Annotated in this window: 18 protein-coding genes; 10 read left to right on the top strand and 8 right to left on the bottom strand. The window is 42.7% G+C overall.

The window, feature by feature from the left end:
- Positions 1 to 404 precede the first annotated feature (404 nt).
- Positions 405 to 932, top strand: a complete 528-nt coding sequence (locus HWQ58_RS01735) for a hypothetical protein (RefSeq protein ID WP_292856959.1) — start codon at positions 405 to 407, stop codon at positions 930 to 932.
- Positions 933 to 1,211: 279 nt separating this feature from the next.
- On the opposite strand, the gene HWQ58_RS01730 is transcribed toward HWQ58_RS01735, so the two are convergent.
- Positions 1,212 to 4,526 carry a HEAT repeat domain-containing protein gene (locus tag HWQ58_RS01730; RefSeq protein WP_292856957.1) on the bottom strand — a complete coding sequence of 1,105 codons (3,315 nt, stop codon included), beginning with the start codon at positions 4,524 to 4,526 and terminating at the stop codon, positions 1,212 to 1,214.
- Positions 4,527 to 4,728: 202 nt separating this feature from the next.
- Between HWQ58_RS01730 and HWQ58_RS01725 the strand changes: the two genes are divergently transcribed.
- The gene (locus HWQ58_RS01725; RefSeq protein WP_292856955.1) at positions 4,729 to 4,887 is read left to right on the top strand and encodes a hypothetical protein; all 159 of its coding nucleotides are present in this window, start codon (positions 4,729 to 4,731) and stop codon (positions 4,885 to 4,887) included.
- On the top strand, positions 4,887 to 5,756 hold the full coding sequence (locus HWQ58_RS01720; RefSeq protein ID WP_292856953.1) for an Rpn family recombination-promoting nuclease/putative transposase: 870 nt from the start codon (positions 4,887 to 4,889) through the stop codon (positions 5,754 to 5,756). Before HWQ58_RS01725 ends, HWQ58_RS01720 begins: the two co-directional genes overlap by 1 nt.
- A 167-nt stretch (positions 5,757 to 5,923) precedes the next feature.
- Here the strand turns inward: HWQ58_RS01720 and HWQ58_RS01715 are convergent, their stop codons facing one another.
- Both HWQ58_RS01715 and HWQ58_RS01710 read right to left on the bottom strand, forming a co-directional pair.
- Positions 5,924 to 6,262 (bottom strand): hypothetical protein, encoded by a 339-nt coding sequence (locus tag HWQ58_RS01715; protein WP_292856951.1) that lies wholly within the window; start codon positions 6,260 to 6,262, stop codon positions 5,924 to 5,926.
- A gap of 230 nt (positions 6,263 to 6,492) precedes the next feature.
- Entirely contained in the window at positions 6,493 to 9,042 is a 2,550-nt protein-coding gene (locus HWQ58_RS01710; RefSeq protein WP_292856949.1) for a sigma 54-interacting transcriptional regulator, read from the bottom strand.
- A 289-nt stretch (positions 9,043 to 9,331) separates the two neighbouring features.
- Here HWQ58_RS01710 and HWQ58_RS01705 point away from each other — a divergent pair, with 289 nt between their 5' ends.
- Genes HWQ58_RS01705 through HWQ58_RS01695 form a run of 3 tightly spaced genes read left to right on the top strand, consistent with a single transcriptional unit; the run spans position 9,332 to position 10,224 of the window.
- Positions 9,332 to 9,547, top strand: a complete 216-nt coding sequence (locus HWQ58_RS01705) for a hypothetical protein (protein WP_292856947.1) — start codon at positions 9,332 to 9,334, stop codon at positions 9,545 to 9,547.
- Positions 9,548 to 9,602: 55 nt separating this feature from the next.
- Positions 9,603 to 10,019 carry a DUF2809 domain-containing protein gene (locus HWQ58_RS01700; RefSeq protein ID WP_292856945.1) on the top strand — a complete coding sequence of 139 codons (417 nt, stop codon included), beginning with the start codon at positions 9,603 to 9,605 and terminating at the stop codon, positions 10,017 to 10,019.
- On the top strand, positions 9,997 to 10,224 hold the full coding sequence (locus tag HWQ58_RS01695; protein ID WP_292856943.1) for a DUF167 domain-containing protein: 228 nt from the start codon (positions 9,997 to 9,999) through the stop codon (positions 10,222 to 10,224). Before HWQ58_RS01700 ends, HWQ58_RS01695 begins: the two co-directional genes overlap by 23 nt.
- Before the next feature lie 115 nt (positions 10,225 to 10,339).
- Here the strand turns inward: HWQ58_RS01695 and HWQ58_RS01690 are convergent, their stop codons facing one another.
- Positions 10,340 to 10,957 carry a glutathione S-transferase family protein gene (locus tag HWQ58_RS01690; RefSeq protein WP_292856941.1) on the bottom strand — a complete coding sequence of 206 codons (618 nt, stop codon included), beginning with the start codon at positions 10,955 to 10,957 and terminating at the stop codon, positions 10,340 to 10,342.
- A 197-nt stretch (positions 10,958 to 11,154) separates the two neighbouring features.
- Between HWQ58_RS01690 and HWQ58_RS01685 the strand changes: the two genes are divergently transcribed.
- From HWQ58_RS01685 to HWQ58_RS01670, 4 genes are all read left to right on the top strand, one after another.
- Complete coding sequence (locus tag HWQ58_RS01685; RefSeq protein ID WP_292856939.1) at positions 11,155 to 11,856, top strand: SOS response-associated peptidase; 702 nt, start codon at positions 11,155 to 11,157, stop codon at positions 11,854 to 11,856.
- A gap of 174 nt (positions 11,857 to 12,030) precedes the next feature.
- A complete protein-coding gene (locus HWQ58_RS01680; protein WP_292856961.1) occupies positions 12,031 to 12,552 on the top strand; it encodes a photosystem I assembly protein Ycf3 in 522 nt (173 codons plus the stop codon).
- 180 nt (positions 12,553 to 12,732) lie between these two features.
- Entirely contained in the window at positions 12,733 to 13,023 is a 291-nt protein-coding gene (gatC, locus tag HWQ58_RS01675; protein ID WP_292856937.1) for an Asp-tRNA(Asn)/Glu-tRNA(Gln) amidotransferase subunit GatC, read from the top strand.
- A gap of 594 nt (positions 13,024 to 13,617) precedes the next feature.
- The gene (locus HWQ58_RS01670; protein WP_292856935.1) at positions 13,618 to 13,878 is read left to right on the top strand and encodes a MoaD/ThiS family protein; all 261 of its coding nucleotides are present in this window, start codon (positions 13,618 to 13,620) and stop codon (positions 13,876 to 13,878) included.
- A gap of 252 nt (positions 13,879 to 14,130) precedes the next feature.
- Here the strand turns inward: HWQ58_RS01670 and HWQ58_RS01665 are convergent, their stop codons facing one another.
- The 4 genes from HWQ58_RS01665 to HWQ58_RS01650 form a co-directional block, all read right to left on the bottom strand.
- Positions 14,131 to 14,988, bottom strand: coding sequence for a lysophospholipid acyltransferase family protein (locus tag HWQ58_RS01665; RefSeq protein WP_292856933.1), 858 nt, complete (start codon positions 14,986 to 14,988; stop codon positions 14,131 to 14,133).
- A gap of 270 nt (positions 14,989 to 15,258) precedes the next feature.
- Positions 15,259 to 15,741, bottom strand: a complete 483-nt coding sequence (locus tag HWQ58_RS01660) for a hypothetical protein (protein ID WP_292856932.1) — start codon at positions 15,739 to 15,741, stop codon at positions 15,259 to 15,261.
- Between the two features lie 529 nt (positions 15,742 to 16,270).
- Entirely contained in the window at positions 16,271 to 17,707 is a 1,437-nt protein-coding gene (locus tag HWQ58_RS01655) for a carotenoid oxygenase family protein (protein WP_292856930.1), read from the bottom strand.
- A 61-nt stretch (positions 17,708 to 17,768) separates the two neighbouring features.
- Positions 17,769 to 17,957, bottom strand: a 189-nt coding sequence (locus tag HWQ58_RS01650; protein ID WP_292856928.1) for a hypothetical protein, incomplete at its 5' end; no start/stop codon positions are given.

Genomic DNA, 17,957 nt, shown 5'->3' with positions numbered 1-17,957 from the left:
ATGGAGTTCAAAGACTCATTAATGGAGTTCAAAGACTCATTAATGGAGTTCAAAGACTCATTAACGGAGTTCAAAGACTCATTAATGGAGTTCAAAGACTCATTAATGGAGTTCAAAGACTCATTAATGGAGTTCAAAGGCTCATTCACGAGTATCAAAGACTCGTTAACGGAGTTCAGAGGTGGATTCATCCAGTTCAAATACTCATTTGAATTTTAAATTTTCACGGGATCTGGAAGGTTAGAAAGTATCACAGACAACAAAACTTTTCTGAATCACCGCACCCAAGAAAACTTTTTGAGTTATTTAAGACTGATAGGATTGATTTAAAGACTTGTGGAATCTGCTCTTCCTAAACAGACTAGACTTGCATAAATTACTATCAACAATTTTTGATTGACATCATGAACCGCTTTGCCTCTATTTTGCTCGCCGGCTTGATAGCATCTGCATCAGCTTTGGCTATTTCTCCAAAAGCTGATGCTAATACATCAGTGGATTATCTTGCTGGGTTAGATAGCTACGGCTATCAACGCAACGATGATGGTTACTATGAACTTCAGAGTCGTCACCAGAGAAATGGTGATTATGACCGCCAGAACGACCTTCGCAACATTCGTGACAATAACTATCGCTATGAGCGCGATCATAACCGTCGCTATGAACGCGATAATAATCGCCGCTATGAGCGCGAAAATAACCGTCGTTATGAGCGCGATCATAACCGTCGCTATGAGCGTGACAATAATCGCCGTTATGAGCGCGAAAATAACCGCCGCTATGAACGCGAAAATAACCTTCGCTACATTCGTGACAATAATCGCCGTTATGAGCGCGAAAATAACCACCGCTATGAGCGCGATAATAACCTTCGCAACATTCGTGACAATAACCATCGCTATGAGCGCGATCGCAACTGGGGTCGTGGTTAATCCCTCCGCCTTCATTTATTAAGCTTGGTTCTAGGTGAACTGAGCATTGATTCTACTTGGCGGTAGGACAGACACAATCTCTTTTTCCACTCATTCCAAGACCTGACTTTTCACTCTTATCTAGAAAACCTCGCTTCCATTCCCTAGTAGGGAAGCTTGCTTGGGGGTTAGGTTTAGCGTTAGTTTTTCTACCCGACGTGAAAAGTCAGATTTTAATTAAATCAAGAATTTGCCCTCAGTTTAGAAGTCTCTTTCTCAATTACGAATTACGAATTTATCTCACGATCTTGGGCGCAACAATTGCACGAAGGTATCACTCACAGTATGGTCTTTGGTATCGGCGGCGTATTGAACTAGTTTTTCCTTCAGTTCTTTGGCAGCATCTAACGGGAGTAAGGTTGCTAGCAAAAAGTAGACACCACGAAAACGGGGGTCGTCCATGTGGTCAAGGAGACGGTTTTTAGCTTCCCCACTCTCGCCAAGAAAGTTTTGCACCAAAAAGAAATCCATAATCTTATCGTGGCGGAAGTACCATTCTCTCTTGGCTTCGCCTTTTTCGTCTTTCCACTGACGGCTGACAACCATTTTATATTTATCGTCTTCCAAAGACTGTAATACCTGGTAAAATTCATCCACAGGTAACGCCTGTTCATCGTTCAGCCGCATTTGATAGACAGCATCGGAGAATTTTTTCAGCGGAAATTCCTGGTTCCATTCTTGCAAATATTCTGCTGCCATCAATTGATATTGATGTTGTTGCAAGTGGAACAAATCGGGGTATTCGCCTTGGGATAGCATCAGGGCTACCACAGTTAAATCCATTGGATTAGAGAGAACCTTCTCAATCGCGGTTAATTCTTGTGGTGATTGCTGATTACTGAGGGCTTTGGTTAAAAAACTAGCAGTGGCTTGCTCATAATTAGTACCTTGAACTTTGGCATTTTTGGGCAGTCGTGGCTGACGGGAAATCAGAAATTGCTGAATTTGTGGTTCTTCAAGGGGGAGCAATTTATATATTTTGGCTGTTGAGGGTGGTGTCCACTCTAGGGGTTGGGTGGTCATGATGATGTTACCCCGAAAATAGCTTTCGGCAAATTGGCAGATTTTTGCCCTGGTGTCGGCGGTAACTTCATTGAGTCCGTCAATGCAGATATCTAATGCACCACTGTAAATTAAATTCTTGAGAAAATCAGCATCTTGTGCTTGTCCGTGCAGCTTCGCTTGAATTGCCTCAATTACCCCTTTGTCACACTTGTGTGCAGGTAGATAAACCACAAGCCGCCCAGAAGTTTTTACCAAATAGCGCAGAAACATTGACTTACCCAAGCCAGAATCACCTTCCAAGATGACTTGTCCTTTGATGCTAGGTAGCACTTGGGTAATTGGTACGGGTTCCTCCACACCGGGAACTTTCACTTTAGAATTTGGAAAGTAAGCTTCGGGGTTAAAATTATCTAACCCGGCATCAGCTAGTAGGGAAGGCTTGAAGGGTTCAAATAACTTTTCGCGGAAAAAGGGAACCCAGGTGAGAATTAAGCCGACGTAGCCAACACCGAGAATGCGCCTCACCCAAGGGTTCCAGAAGAAGATGGCTTGAACTTGGGGAAACTTAGGATAAGCGAAGATGAGGGCAAGCCAAAAGGTAGCGTGAATCAAAATAATAGTTCTGGCGTTAAACAACCACTGCCAAGTTTTGAGGTTAACTATGACTGATTGCAGCGAATCAGCTTCGTTGTAGCCGGCATTTTTGAGGTTGTTATAGTGAGTTTCTAAAATCACAATATCTTGTGGTTGCCAATGGACTTTTCTCGCAACTACAGCAATTTGCTTTGCTAAGTCTTGCTGTAATCGTTCTAAATCTCGACTCGGTTCCCAGACTTGGGCAAAGATTTTGAGAGTTTTATCACCGCGATCGTGGCTTAATGAAACAGGAATTGTTTTAGTCTTAGGAAAACCCAGCCATGTGAGCAGTGTTTTGACTTCATCAGTGCCGCCACTCAGAAAATATGTCAAAAATCGCCACCGTGCAAATTCTAATTGACCTGCATAATAGATGCTATCCAGAATTACAACAATATTATTCAAGTTGAGTTGTTCTATCTTTCCCAATGCCTCTGCTGCATTGAAACGAACAATTAAGTCAACGGATTTATCCTTGAAGAAGTCGAAGATGTCTTTGATGTAGGGTTTGGCAGCCTCCCCCAGATTTCCCAATGCCACTGCTGCACCTCTACGAACATAGAGATCAACGGTTTTATCCTTGAAGATGTCAGCGATGTCTTTGACATAGAGTTTGGCAGCCTCCCCCAGATTTCCCAATGCCGATGCTGCATCGGAACGAACATAGGGTTCAACGGATTTATCCTTGAGGAAGTCGAGGATGTCTTTGACGTAGGGTTTGGCTGCCTCCCCCAGATTTTCCAATGCCAATGCTGCACCTCTACGAACATTTGAGTCAACGGTTTTATCCTTGAGGATGTCAGCGATGTTTTTGACGTAGGGTTTGGCTGCCTCCCCCAGATTTCTCAATGCCGATGCTGCACGGGAACGAACATAGGGTTCAACGGATTTATCCTTGAGAAAGTCGAGGATGTCTTTGACGTAGGGTTTGCCTGCCTCCCCCAGATTTACCAATGCCTCTGCTGCATTGGAACGAACTGTTGAGTCAACGGATTTATCCTTGAGGAAGTCGAAGATGTCTTTGATGTAGGGTTTGGCAGCCTCCCCCAGATTTCCCAATGCCACTGCTGCACCAGAACGATCACGATCGTTAACGGATTTATCCTTGAGGAAGTCGAGGATGTCTTTGATGTAGGGTTTGGCAGCCTTCCCCAGATTTCCCAATGCCACTGCTGCACCTCTACGAACTGTTGAGTCAACGGTTTTATCCTTGAGGATGTCAGCGATGTCTTTGATGTAGGGTTTGGCTGCCTCCCCCAGATTTCCCAATGCCGATGCTGCACTGTAACGAACTCCTGAGTCAACGGTTTTATCCTTGAGGAAGTCGAGGATGTCTTTGACGTAGGGTTTGGCTGCCTCCCCCAGATTTCCCAATGCCGATGCTGCACCGGAACGAACTCTTGAGTCAACGGTTTTATCCTTGAGGATGTCAGCGATGTCTTTGACGTAGGGTTTGGCTGCCTCCCCCAGATTTCCCAATGCCGATGCTGCACCGGAACGAACTCTTGAGTCAACGGTTTTATCCTTGAGGATGTCAGCGATGTCTTTGACGTAGGGTTTGGCTGCCTCCCCCAGATTTCCCAATGCCGATGCTGCACCGGAAAGAACATAGGGTTCAACGGTTTTATCCTTGAGGATATTCAAAACTTTCTGAGCAATATCCTCTGGTTTCTGAACCACCGATTTAAAATTTTTTAGATCATATTCATTGAATTTACCAAAAGCGAGTTTCTTTACTGCGTCATATCCATCATTAAGGGCAGCAACGATACCGTTAATCTGCCACGCTTCTGGCTTCAGCTTCGGCTGTTCTTTCGCACTCACCCCAGGCAGGGCGAGGAGGAGAATCAACAGCAAGGTAAAGGGAAAAAGGAAATAAGGCGACGATCGTTTTTTAATTATGTGCAAATGCATTAGTATAATTCGTAATTTATTTAGTAATAAAAGCTGTTTCTGCCCTTTCCTTGGTAGGGAAAGAGAAGGGAGTTAGGTTTTTACTAGTAAATCAGGAACCGCTACAGTTATCTTTTTACCGTCTGATAACTCAACCTAGCCAGAAATGGAATATTAATGTAAATACTACAAGAATTTAAAAAGATACGCCCAGAGTATAATAATGAGCTTCCTTGAGCGATGGTGCGTAGGCGTAGCCCGCACTTCGGCTGCGCCCTTCGGCTACGCTCAGGACAGGCTCAGTGACCATCGTAGACATCGCCTACTCAAACCACTGCACGAGATAATAACTATACCTCGTTCAATTGTTGGCGATCGTTAATGTCCTTTGATAACCTCTGCAAACTCCTGTCCGAAAAACATCCTGCTACCTTTGCCAGTTGGGTATTAGGAACACCGCAAACTTCCGTCAAAGTCCTCAAAACCGAATTGAGCATTGAACCAATTCGCGCAGATTATGTAACATTTTTACAACTACAAGGACGCATTCTCCATCTGGAATTTCAAACCAAACTAGAATCTACGCCACCTCTACCCTTGCGGATGCTAGATTATTGGGTACGCTTGTATCGTTTGTATCGTCTACCAATAACGCAAGTTGTTGTATTATTACTTCCCCCTTCACCAGAAACAGTAATTGAAACTATCTTTAGTGTCGAAACTATTCGTCACGAATATCGCGTGATTCGCTTATGGGAAGAAAATCCTGAACCATTCCTCAATGATCCAGCTTTGTTACCATTAGCACCACTGGCGGCAACCACGCAACCTCAAACCTTGTTGCAACAAGTTGTGGGAAAAGTTAATCAACTTGAGCCAAGACAACGACCAGAAATTTCCGTTTACACCCAAATCTTAGCGGGGTTAAAATACAATCAAGATTTGATTCGACAATTATTTCGGGAGGGTATGATGCGCGAGTCAGTGATTTATCAAGAAATTCTTGCGGAAGGAGAACAACGAGGAGAACAACGAGGACGGGAAGAAGGACGAAAGGCAGAAGGGCAATTGCTCATTCTCCGTCAGCTTACTCGACGGGTGGGAGAATTACCCCAAGAGGTGCTAGCTCGTATTGAAACTCTCTCCTTAGAACAATTAGAAAATCTCGGTGAAGCATTGTTGGATTTTCAGGCGATCGCGGATTTAGAAACCTGGTTTAGTACATTAGACATAGGAGTGAAAATGACGTAGATACAATTTATGAATTATGCCTACCAAGGATTTCGGGCAACGCATAATTAATTTCACTCCTATGTCTATTAGATGAATTTTTCCATTTGAGCCAATGTTCTGATGGCGCTAGGGGAAAAAATAGTTTCAGAAGAACGAAGGCGAGTTGAGCTTGTCAGATTGCCACATTAGAGTTCAATTAACTTGAAGCCCCAAGGTTTGAGAGCCGCTAAAGCTATTTCTTCATTTACACCCTCATAAGCCTCCCATTCCAAGGGATGCTCTTTAGGATGTCCATCGCCGACATTACCTGCAACTTTGATGATCGGACAGTTGGCGATGCGATCGCGCTCCAGCCCTTTTGGAACTACTAGTTGGATTTTGTGCCCGATAAACTTCGCTGTACTATCATTAGCTACAGATTCACGGATTAAACAAATATCACCAGCAGTCCCCCAAGTCGTTTGGTAAATGTGGAGGAATGATATATAAGTTGCTGGTTTGATGGGTTTTTTTAGAACGTGCATTATCTGTAATCCTTATACTATGAGTCAAAAATCATAAATCATACAAGTATTTTCTATCACGTTCGTAGGGAAGAATGTTTTTAACTAACATTTTGCACCTAGCCCAGGCGATTAGAAACCGCCTGGTGGAAGATGTAATACCATTTCACTTTAAGGTTGATACATTTAGGTAAGCAGAGGAGCAGAGGAGAAAATATTTGTATCTTTCATTTGGTGAAATGGTATAAAGCTCAAAAGACGATAATTGCCCACATACTAACTCCCAACCCAATTGCTGCTAGGTGTTGCCAAAGGAGCGATAGTTTCGCTAATCCCTTTGGTGTACCCACTGATTGCTTGGCAATTTTTTGCGTTAAGAACATAGTCATCAACACTGAGAAAATTATCGTTGTACCTTGCAAAAAGGCAATCACAGCCGGATGAGCAACCAATATTGGCAATTGTTCCCCACTCAAACCAAGAGTAGCAAAGGTAACAGGTAAAATCCGCCCGCCCTCGCCTAAGCCCAAACGTAGATAGTGAGCCAAGTTGCCTCCCAATACTAATGGTAGGTAGCCGTAGGCGAGTTCTACAAACGATCGCGGCTTACGGTTAAAATTGAACACTTGGATCAAGCCATAAGCCCCCAAGGTAAGAGCTGCTGGAATAATTAACACTAGCAGCGATAATCCCAAGTGCTGCCAAAACTCAGTTAAATCCAGTTGCAGCCCCAACCAAGATTGCAACTCTGGTAAGCGATGTAGATAGATACCACCCAATAGCAAAAACAATAATGCTACTTCATAAGTGCGGGGTACATGAGTTGTCCACAGCTCAATACCAGGGGGACGCAAGTTGAATTCAACGGAACGATGGGGACAGGCTTTCAGGCAAGTCATGCACAGTACGCAATCTCGGTTATCTTCTAACTGGGCTGGGTGTGAGTATAAAGGACATCCATTAGTTTCCAGCCCTTCGCCTTTTTGCGGCCCTCCTTTATAACATTGATAAGTGGTGCAACTGGCAGAACAAATACCTTGCTGTGCCCGGAGTTCCGTCATTGAGAGTTTGGCAAATAAACCATTCATCCCGCCGATGGGACAGAGATATCGACACCAAAACCGCCGCTCAAAAAGAGCCGAGAAAATCATCGCCCCAGCAGTAATTAACAGCAGCAAACAAGCGCTGAGGTAGGCAGTATTTTCTAAATGCCAGAGTTCTTCCCATAAGAAAATTAGGGTAAATAACCCAAACATAAACCATCCGCCCCATTTCTCAGCTTGTTCTCTCGGCCAGCGTTTGAGTTTTCGAGGCCACAGCCATAAAGAGAGCTTTTGGGTAATTTCCCCGTAAATCATGAAGGGACAAACAGAACACCAGATACGTCCCAAAAAGGGAAAGAGAAATAAGAAGAAAGGCCACCACCAAGCCCAAAATAGATTTAAGACGAAATTGCGATCGCGGGTTTGTGGTCCAATAAATAATACTGCAACGATAATTGCAAAAGCCGTTGCAGTAAAACCATAATTAATGCGATCGGGCCACCAGTCACTACGTAAAAACCGCCTTAAAGAAGGATAGGCATTTAACAAATTCACCCGAAATCGTTTTTTCTTAGTTTCGGCTGGCCAGAAAATTTCTTCTGTTAATTCATTCGCACCCTCAGCTTGGACGATCGCTCTTTCTACCAGATTTTTCAATTCCCTGAGGTTGCCAGGAAAATCATAAGACTGGAGGCGACGCAAAGCTTCTGGGGTCATGTGCGGTTTAGAAATGCCTCTAGAGCGTGTATAAAGATTGGTATAATATTCAACTTGCGTCTGAATATCAGCTTTCCGCACCCGTAGCGGTGGTACTTTAATAATGTGACCAACAGAACGTTCAACTGTCGGCTGAGTTTTTTCTGAAACAATCAGAATTCTGGCTTGACTGGGACGAGGTTGGGCGGCTGAATCTTCAGAACGACTGATGGGAGTATATTTACCAGTTTTGAGCAACTGCGTCACGGCAGGTAATAATTCTTCGGGTAATTCTTGGATGTTGTTGAGAACTAAAGTGCCTTCCCCCAACCATTCCAACAGTCCTGGTTTGCCGCCAGCGCGACCAAATAAATCTGCACCGCTAGTTTGGAGAATACCACAATTTACTTTAATAATTGGTTCTCGCCGTTTGGGAGAACCAAAGTGGATGAGAGCTGCTATATTGTCTTTTTCTAACCCTGGTTCTCCGAAAATATCCACTGATTTGCGGTCAGCAGCCGCTTCTCGAATTTGCTCCCGCAGCCGTACAGCATAGCGACTTGTACCGACAATTCCCCGTTGCGCCTTGGTGACTAAATATGGACGCAAGGCAATAGAACGTTCTTGTTCATAGCCAAGTGCAGATGTTACCTGAGCTAATTCTTGAGCCAATTGACGCGAAAAAGCCTGAGCAATTTCGGGGTATTGAGTGACTAATTCCCGAAATTTAGCAGCAGGTACAACCCACAAGTGACATTCGGTTACTGTAGTAATTGTGAATGGAGTTAATTCTTCCAACAGCAATTCTTTGAGTTCAATCACCGCACCGGGAAGGAATCCACAAGCTAAGGCTGGGTTGTTTTGATTGGTGGTATTGCTTTCTAGTTGACCTTCTACAAGAATATAAAGGGCCTCTGGAGAATTGCCTTCGCTAACTAAGTCAGTTTCGGCACTCACTACTTGTTCTTCAATTACTTGAGCGATCGCATTTAATACTTCCGGTGAGAGTATTCCTAAACTCGTCCGTTCTTGTAGCCATATAACCGTTTCTGGAGATGTCATATTAAGTTCTCCCTCTAGGCTGCTGTATAACAAGAATTATCCCTGAAAGGGTATGTCAAAATATCTATATTCAGTTGTTGTGCAGAAAAGGATTCCGCCCGCTAGGGGCGGGGCTAATACCTACGTACATAAGGATTGAGTAAGTCTTAATTTACTCTAAGCCGAGGGACTCATATCATGTCCGGCTGATTAGTTATGATTCTTGCATCTGTGCAAAAATCTGAAAACTCTTTCTCCCCCAGCAAGAACAGCAAGAACTGCCTTCTTAATGATAAGTCTTTAACCGGACATGATATCAGGACTCAGTACTGAGTTTGGTAAACCATATCATAGTGCATCAGCTTGTTCTGGTTCTATGTCTGTTAGAATCAACCACGGGTCTTTGTGTCCCAAATGCCAACGAGCAAGCAATGTACATTCAAGTGGATTGGTTTTAAAACAAGCAACTCGACCTGACCATGATTGTCCTGGAGCGCCAAGAACATTTGCAAGCGATCGCCACTGAGCTTGTGGAGGAACTTCCGCTGCTAAAATCTTGCATAGTCTCTAGTTTATAGAAAATGCTTCGATACCGTAACCAAACAATATTTATTATTATTTCTGCGCTCATCGTTGTACCGATAGGATTTTTGTTTAAGTATTATAATGGGCCTGCCCATCACTGGTTTAATGATTACGGAGCAGCTGTATTTTACGAAATATTTTGGTGTCTGTTCGCATTTTGGTTTTTCAGAAGTCGAGCAGCGGTAATCCAAATTCCTATATGGGTTTTTGTCATCACATCTATACTAGAAATATTGCAACTTTGGCATCCGCCACTATTAGAGCAAATTCGTGCCACCTTGATAGGTAAATTGTTACTTGGTACGACCTTTGTTTGGTGGGATTTTCCTCATTATGCATTGGGTTCTATTTTAGGCTGGTTGTGGCTGCGACAATTACACGGAATAGGTTATGCAAAAAAAAGTCAAGGTTAAACCTAATTCAAAACAGCAAAAAATTGAAGAACAACCTGATGGCAGTCTAACTGTTTATTTAAAATCGCCCCCAATTGATGGTAAGGCTAATGAAGAGTTAATTAAACTACTAGCAGATAAATTTGATGTACCCAAGTCTCATATCAGAATTAAGTCAGGTTTCTCCTCTCGGCAAAAGCTGATGGAAATTAATACGAATACCTAACTGCTGCTTCATAATACCTTTTTTGAAGACTTTGCTACTTTCTGAATGTGAGCTACATTCCACCCAGTACATTCTCTACTAGAGACAAGAAACGAGAGATAGAAACTTGCAAAATCTAATTTTTATCCTCTGTAATACTGATATACCTTGGTTGAGTTTTGACTCTTTCTATCCAAGCTTGGATAGCAGGATATTGTGTTAAATCAAACCCACCTTCATCAGCTACATGAGTATAAGCGAACAAGGCAATATCAGCAATTGTATAACGTTCTCCCACAAAAAAATCTTGAGAAGTTAAGTGTTTCTCCATCAAGTTAAGTGCTGCATAGCCTGGTTCGCGTTTTTGTTTGATAGCTTCACTATATTCTTCAGCTTTACCTAGAATAGAAATCCAAAATCTTGATGTAGCAATAAAAGGCTCATGGCTACATTGTTCAAAACATAACCATTGCAGCACCTGCGCTCGTAAAAAGCGGTTATAAGGTAAAAACTCTGTACCTTCACTCAGATAAACCAATATGGCATTTGATTCTGCCAAATATTTCCCTGGCTCGATTTCCAGAACAGGTATCTTACCGTTAGGATTTTTACTTAAAAATTCTGGTGTTCGAGTCTCACCTTTTAAGATGTTAAGCTCTATCCTTTTAAAAGGCATACCTAGTTGTGTCAATAAAAGACGTATCTTATAACCATGACCAGAAGGTAAAAAATCGTACAGATGCAGTAGTTCCATGTTAAAATACAGTTAGGAATATGTTGATAAGTGAATGTTCAAAATACAATATTTTACCAAAAGATTTTCCCAAAACCGGATATTTTTTTGTATTTGGTATCTGAACATACTACATAAAATTATTCGATAAAATGAAAAAAATATTATCTATTTCTAGATTGAGATGTTTAATTTAGTTAATGGTCGAAAAGAAAACTATGTGTGGAAGATTTACTTTAAACCAGTCAGCAGCAGGATTATCTAAAGTTTTCCATGTCGAGTCAGTTCCCGATTTGGCAGCTGAATATAACATTGCGCCTACGCAAATGGTGGCGACAGTGTTACAAAATCCCGAAAGCGAAAAGCGGGAATTTAAGCAGTTGCATTGGGGATTAATTCCGTCATGGGCGAAAGATGCAGGAATGGGGGCAAAGCTGATTAATGCTAGGGCAGAAACTGTTGCCGAAAAACCTGCTTTTCGTTCGGCTTTTAAGCACAGACGCTGTTTAGTGCTAGCTGATGGCTTTTATGAATGGCAACGCCAACAAGGTAAGAAGCAGCCATTTTATTTTCGTCTTCAAGATGAGCAACCCTTTGGTTTTGCAGGTTTGTGGGAGAGATGGCGATCGCCATCTAACGAAGAAATAATCTCTTGTACAATTTTGACAACGGCAGCTAACGAATTACTCCAACCAATCCACGAGCGGATGCCAGTGATTCTAGAGCCACAAGATTACGATTTATGGCTAGATTCCCAAGTGGAAACGCCCCAAACCCTACAGCAGCTATTGCGTCCCTATCCAGCGCCAGCAATGATTGCATATCCAGTTAGCACCTTGGTAAACAACTCCCGACATAATAGTTCAGAATGTATCGTACCCCTCAGTGAGAAGAATGCCCCCGCAAATCAGTTAAATTAACTATTGAGTGAACTATGGAATTGGAGAGATGAGGGAGCAGGGGAAGCAGGGAAAGTAGGGGAAGCAGAGGAAGAAAAACTATTGATTATTGCTCAATACCCAGTACCCAGTACCCAGTACCCAGTCCCCAATACCCAGTCCCCAATCCCCAATGCCCAATACCCAGAGAGAAATATGCCAAGAACACAAAAAAACGATAATTTTATTGACAAATCCTTTACTGTGATGGCGGATATCATTCTAAAGATCCTGCCAACTAACAAAAAAGCTAAAGAAGCGTTTGTTTATTATCGAGATGGTATGTCGGCCCAAGCGGAAGGGGAATATGCTGAGGCATTGGAATACTATGAAGAAGCTCTAACACTAGAGGAAGATACCAATGATCGCGGCTATATTTTCTACAATATGGGGCTAATTTATGCCAGCAATGGCGACCACGACAAGGCTTTAGAACTATATCACAAGGCAATTGAGTTAAACCCACGTATGCCCCAAGCCTTGAACAACATCGCTGTGATTTATCACTACCAAGGTGAAAAGCAGAAAGAAGCTGGAGATAACGAGGCTGGCGAAGCGCTTTTTGACCAAGCAGCAGACTATTGGATTCGCGCTATTCGCATGGCCCCCAATAACTACGTCGAAGCCCAAAACTGGCTGAAAACCACCGGGCGATCGCAAATTGACGTATTCTTTTAGTCATTAGTCATTAGTTCTCTGTTACAAAGTTGAGGCAGTCCGTTGGCGGGGTTTCCACGCTTAAAGGAACTGCCGTCTAATCCAAGGAAGCCTTGGCTCAGACTTTGCGTGTCATTTGCTAAGAACTAATGACCAATGACCAATGACCAATGACAAATGACCAATGACAAATGACAATTTATGATTGACCAAGAACAAGTTCACAAAGTAGCTAATCTTGCTCGTTTAGAATTGACTCCAGAAGAAGAGGAACAATTCACTACCCAGTTGGGAAGTATTCTGGACTATATCGAACAATTGAATGAACTTGATGTCAGTAATGTGCTGCCAACAACACGCGCAATTGATGTCAGCAATATCACACGAGAGGATGAATTGCAACCCTATCCTGACCGGGAAAGTATTCTTAACAGTGCACCTGAACAGGAAGGTGAATTTTTCAAAGTACCAAAAATCCTCAATGCTGAATAGTCAAACAATTTGGGATTTGAGATTTGCAATTTTAGATTGACGATAGTGTAGCGTAAAGCCTTCTCTTCTCACAAAGGAAGACGCTACGCGTAGCTTGCTTTCACGAAGTGGTAAGAGAGGCTTGTCTGCGACACTTGCAGGAGTACGCCAAGGCATAGCAACTCTTAGAGATGCTAGCGCGAAAGCTTAGAGCAAGTCCTAACAGCGTATACTTATACCAATTCGCAATTCGCAATTCGCAATTCGCAATTAGCAAAGGCAGACAGAACAAGGCTTTGGAGGCGTGTATCTGGAGCATTCTTTTTTGAAATTGGTATTAGATTTGTTTCACGCACAAAGGGCAGGGAAGTAAAACATACATAAGTTATGTTAAGCTGTTACGCAAATAAAATTGTATATTTACTCGTGTTCGCGCAGCGTCTCCTTCAGGAGAGGGTTGTCATTAGTCATTTGTATTTAAAAGGACAGATGACCATTGACTGCATGACAGTCTTAACAATTGCAATGTACAATCTAGACGCGCATCAGCTTAAACATTTGTTTATATTATTGGCAACTATTAAAACACTTGCTCGTACTGCCAAAGTATATTCTATGTCTAAATCTCTAATCACCGTTACCGTCAAATTGTTCGCTGCTTATCAAGAAGCCTTTAGGGTTTCGGAACTAGTGCTGGAATTTCCTAATAGTATGCCAGTCAAAGCAGTATGCGATCGCCTCATAGCTGAACACCCTGAACTCTCACAATGGCGAGATATAACCCGTTTTGGGATTAATTTGATATTTGTCGAACCAGATACCCTACTACAAGATGGGGATGAGGTTGTGTTGATTCCACCAGTCAGCGGCGGCTAGGAAAGCAGTTAGGAGTTAGGAGTGTTAACAATTCACGCATTCACGCATTCAAACATTTTAGACATTTCAGACGAACGCGAGTGCGTCTCTAAGAGTTGAGAAGTGCCAACTCCTGCGGGGAGACGCCAAGGGCGATGCGCTCTTTAAGAGCGTTGTGGCAACTACGTTCCATTTAAACCCCGACTGAAACTGGTGCTACATATAGATGTAGGGGTCTTAAACCCTTGAACTTACGATAAATTAAAGATTCATTCAAAGAGAATTGGTCTTAGCAGTTAGCTTTATTAAGTTATCTAACTCTTGCTGCATCTGACTAACAACTAATTCATAACATTCATTGACATAATAGCGATCGCTAGCTGCTTCAGAACCGTAGCGTTCAAATACAATTGGCGGACAAACTCGCGTATATATGGGCACTGGTAATGGAATATTAGGCAATGGGCCAATTCCTAATCCCCACGGCAGTCCGAGATAGATTGGAAAAACTTCTGGATCGATACCTAATAGCCAAGGCATTCCCCACTTGTGGAGTTGCTGCACAACTTTGTAGCAGTCAGCAATTATAATGAGTGTATCGTGAGCGCCCCAGGAAATCACAGGCACAATCGGCACATTTTCCCGTAACGCTAACTTGATAAATCCTTGTCGCCCCGCCAAGTAGATTTTGTTACGTAAATAATTCGGTCGGAAGAGATCTTCGGCTCCACCGGGATAAACTAGTAGACTCGCTCCAGAGCGTAAGGCAGTGTAAGCCATTTTTGGATGAGCGAAGATTGCTCCAGCCTTAGCGACTAGTTGCGCTAGTGGCGTGCTAACTTGCCAAACCTTGGGATGCATCAAACCATAAACTGGTTTCTCTACACCAAATCTTCGGAACCAGTCGTACATCATCATTGACATATCAGGGGCCGCGAGTCCCCCATTGTGCGAACCAACAAGTAAGACTTTTTCTTGGGGTGGAATATTATCCCAGCCACTAGTTTGAACTTGGAAATAGTACTGATACAAAAAGCCAAACAGCGGCATCAGAGATTCTATGAACTTCGGATCTCGCTCATCCAAAGACCAACCGGGTTTTTTGTTTAAGAAATGTTGCTTTTTTGACATTGAGGCATTTTAACAGGATTGGCAAAGTTAAAACAATCCTTTTTTTAGATATAACTCAATACGGTTGGGTTAAAACTAAAACTCTGTTATTAAAATCAACGTAGACGCATAGAAGTTGATTTTCCTTAATTGCGATCGCTTAATCATTAAACATTTGGTGAAATTAAATATGCGTTATCCATAACCCATGTAGAGACGTAGTAGTACTATGTCTCTACATTACTTTTCACTCATATTTCTATTGTCACACAGCGATTAATTTGGTGATGTCTATCTAGTAGTTGCTGGTTTGGAACGTTGCTGCTGATAAAAACCCACAACTTTTTGAAGATATCTAGCAGTAAATCCGCTGTTGCAGCCTGTATAGCTGCCAGTCATCCACCAACAACCGACGCCACGTACAGCAGCTGTTTCATTATTATTGCTGACGATAAATTGCTTGTTAAACTCACGGCGCGTGATGCAAGATACAACTTGGCGTGCCTTCGCGGGGCTATTTTCAAACTGCGTTGGTGTTAGTTCTTGTTTGAGACAATATTTCGACCAGCCTTTTAAGGTTTCTGGTTTAACTTGCCATTCACTGTAAAGTCCATCATTGGCGATGCCGGTCTGCGGTGCAGCTAGTCGCAACGCCTCTACCATTGCCGCGACTTGGGCATCAGAAACCTTTTGTTGTGCTTGAGCTAACAATGATGACAGTCCAAAGCTGACAATCACTCCGCTAAGTAGTAATGCTATCAGGTTTATCCTCATGATTTTGGACTTATTTTTAGATACCAATATGTAGGATACTACGTTTTTACACTTAGCAATTATCCTAACTTTTCACGGAATATGGAAAACCTCTCTCTAAATCTCTCTCCTAAAAGGAGAGAGACTTTGAATTTTTAGCCTTAGAGCGTCCTACCATATACACAAAAGTCTTTTAGAGTTACTGCGTAATGTAGGGTAGGTTAATTTTTGCAAGTTGATGCAACAAAGGGTCTTGTCTACTTTTGGTGAGCATTTATTTTCGGGGCGGCTCATGTCAGGTTCGCTACTTTTACCCCATCTAGTTATCCAATAGACTAGGGAGAGCCAAGAGCTATGGCTTCACTAATAGAAGAATTGAAAAGATTTTTATAAAATCATTGTTGCGATCGCTCTTACCCTCCGTCCCCCATTTCTGCTATAGCTAGTGTTGATCGCTAGCTATAGATTTGTGTGCATACCGTAGCTGAAAGCGTCAGGAAAGGGGTTAGGTTAATCGTTAGCTTTTCTAGATGAGGTGAATTTTGAATTGTTAAGCTGGGTTCCAAGTGCCGTGGAAGCCGTGGGGAATGACGCTAGGTAATCCTAGTTTGCAAACTGGTTCTTCATCCAAGCGATCGCTATCAAATACCCAAACTTCACTACTATGAGAATTACCATCGTATACAACAGTTAGCACCCAGCCTTGCTCAGGGTTTTGGGCATCTTGCGCGTGGATGGGTTCTGAAGCATAGCGGTTTTCTCCTAAGTCTGCTTCAGTGAGAGTTTCAGTTTTGTAGTCGAAGCGGGCGATCGCACCGAACCATTCTTTGTCTATATCCCCTCTTTGGGGCATTAATGATATGTAAGTATAGCGCCAAGGTTGCCCAACTTGCGGTCGCTGCACTACAGGAAATTCACACTTGCGGTTGACAACTTCCTGTATTGCTGTCACTTTGCCAGTTTGGGGATTGAGGCGCACTTGCCACAATGTTCCTCTAGAAACTGTGTGCGTCTTACCACTTGCGAATTCTTCAAGATACTCATTAGTTTGTGGAAAATCTGCATATCGCACCATGTCCAAAACCACGGAACCGTCTTCATCTTCATAGCCATTGCCAAAATGCCAATTAAACCAAGGATCGGTTTCGCCACGACTAACTAAGGATAAGTTTTCCCGGTCAAAGATTAACACCTGGGTTCCTAACTGAGGTTCCCATAACAAAGATTCACTAAAGGTAGTTAAACCTAGCAAAAGTGACAGCTTTTCCATCCGCAGCGGTGGCATGAAAAACACCAGATACCTTTGAGTTAAAACAAAATCATGCATTATCGAGTAGCGATCTAGCTTAAAAGCAGTTTTTTGGATAATTTTGCCAGTAGCATCGCTTCTGTAGAGATTCAGTTGTACAGAACTTCCGATACTGATTCCAAAGTTAAAAATCTCGCTTGTTTGTGAATCGCGCTTGTAATGAGCAGAATAAGGTAAGCGGTTGTCCAAAGCACCTAAATCATCCAATCCTTTCGTTTTTAAAGTATGCAAATCAAGAGCATAAGGATTGCTTGCTTCCCATAAAGCCAACAATTTATCAGGTAAAGCCAACACTGAGGTATTCGCTGCATTCTTGATTTGTTGACCCCAGCGCTTCCAGATAGGGCCTGGCGGATGCATCCCATAGACACCATAAAGAAACCTATCCGCTTGAGTTTCAGCTAGATATTCTGCTGTTTGCACATAGCGATAGACTCCGGTAACTCCTGCATCTGTGAAATGAACGCCGAGAATTGCCCCATCTCCATCAAACCAGTGTCCCACACGATTGCCACCGCGTTCTAGCCGTGCGGGGCCATTGCGGTAAAGTGTGCCACGCAAGCCATCTGGGACTTTGCCAGAAATAATTGATAGTTGAGTAAGGGAAAATTCTTTTGCAGGTTCTGCGATCGCACTCGCCCAAGCTTTTTTGGTTGACTTTTTAGTAAGAGTATGCATATTAAAATACTGCTTGATACATTGATGTAGACTATTTCATTCTTACATTGTTGCAATTATTTTAATCCCCTCCCCTAGTAGCTACGGTGTACACACAAGTCTCTTGACGTGCAATGGCATTGTTTCGACTGACAATGGCATTGTTTCGACTGACAATGGCATTGTTTCGACTGACAATGGTATTGTTTCGACTGACAATGGCATTGTTTCGACTGACAATGGCATTGTTTCGACTGACAATGGCATTGTT

This window comes from Nostoc sp. LPT (assembly GCF_017115165.1).
Taxonomy (GTDB): Bacteria; Cyanobacteriota; Cyanobacteriia; order Cyanobacteriales; family Nostocaceae; genus Nostoc.
Note: the sequence above shows the minus strand (reverse complement) of the source record. Positions and strands in the feature narration are given on the sequence as shown.

Bases quoted from the DNA above. Each gene is read 5' to 3' on its own strand.
- HWQ58_RS01705 (WP_292856947.1), top strand. From the start codon at position 9,332: ATGATATCAGGACTCAGTACTGAGTTTGGTAAACCATATCATAGTGCA.
- HWQ58_RS01690 (WP_292856941.1), bottom strand. From the start codon at position 10,957: ATGGAACTACTGCATCTGTACGATTTTTTACCTTCTGGTCATGGTTAT.
- HWQ58_RS01680 (WP_292856961.1), top strand. From the start codon at position 12,031: ATGCCAAGAACACAAAAAAACGATAATTTTATTGACAAATCCTTTACT.
- HWQ58_RS01725 (WP_292856955.1), top strand. From the start codon at position 4,729: ATGAGCTTCCTTGAGCGATGGTGCGTAGGCGTAGCCCGCACTTCGGCT.
- HWQ58_RS01655 (WP_292856930.1), bottom strand. From the start codon at position 17,707: ATGCATACTCTTACTAAAAAGTCAACCAAAAAAGCTTGGGCGAGTGCG.
- gatC (WP_292856937.1), top strand. From the start codon at position 12,733: ATGATTGACCAAGAACAAGTTCACAAAGTAGCTAATCTTGCTCGTTTA.
- HWQ58_RS01735 (WP_292856959.1), top strand. From the start codon at position 405: ATGAACCGCTTTGCCTCTATTTTGCTCGCCGGCTTGATAGCATCTGCA.
- HWQ58_RS01670 (WP_292856935.1), top strand. From the start codon at position 13,618: ATGTCTAAATCTCTAATCACCGTTACCGTCAAATTGTTCGCTGCTTAT.
- HWQ58_RS01665 (WP_292856933.1), bottom strand. From the start codon at position 14,988: ATGTCAAAAAAGCAACATTTCTTAAACAAAAAACCCGGTTGGTCTTTG.
- HWQ58_RS01720 (WP_292856953.1), top strand. From the start codon at position 4,887: ATGTCCTTTGATAACCTCTGCAAACTCCTGTCCGAAAAACATCCTGCT.
- HWQ58_RS01700 (WP_292856945.1), top strand. From the start codon at position 9,603: ATGCTTCGATACCGTAACCAAACAATATTTATTATTATTTCTGCGCTC.
- HWQ58_RS01660 (WP_292856932.1), bottom strand. From the start codon at position 15,741: ATGAGGATAAACCTGATAGCATTACTACTTAGCGGAGTGATTGTCAGC.
- HWQ58_RS01685 (WP_292856939.1), top strand. From the start codon at position 11,155: ATGTGTGGAAGATTTACTTTAAACCAGTCAGCAGCAGGATTATCTAAA.
- HWQ58_RS01695 (WP_292856943.1), top strand. From the start codon at position 9,997: ATGCAAAAAAAAGTCAAGGTTAAACCTAATTCAAAACAGCAAAAAATT.
- HWQ58_RS01730 (WP_292856957.1), bottom strand. From the start codon at position 4,526: ATGCATTTGCACATAATTAAAAAACGATCGTCGCCTTATTTCCTTTTT.
- HWQ58_RS01715 (WP_292856951.1), bottom strand. From the start codon at position 6,262: ATGCACGTTCTAAAAAAACCCATCAAACCAGCAACTTATATATCATTC.
- HWQ58_RS01710 (WP_292856949.1), bottom strand. From the start codon at position 9,042: ATGACATCTCCAGAAACGGTTATATGGCTACAAGAACGGACGAGTTTA.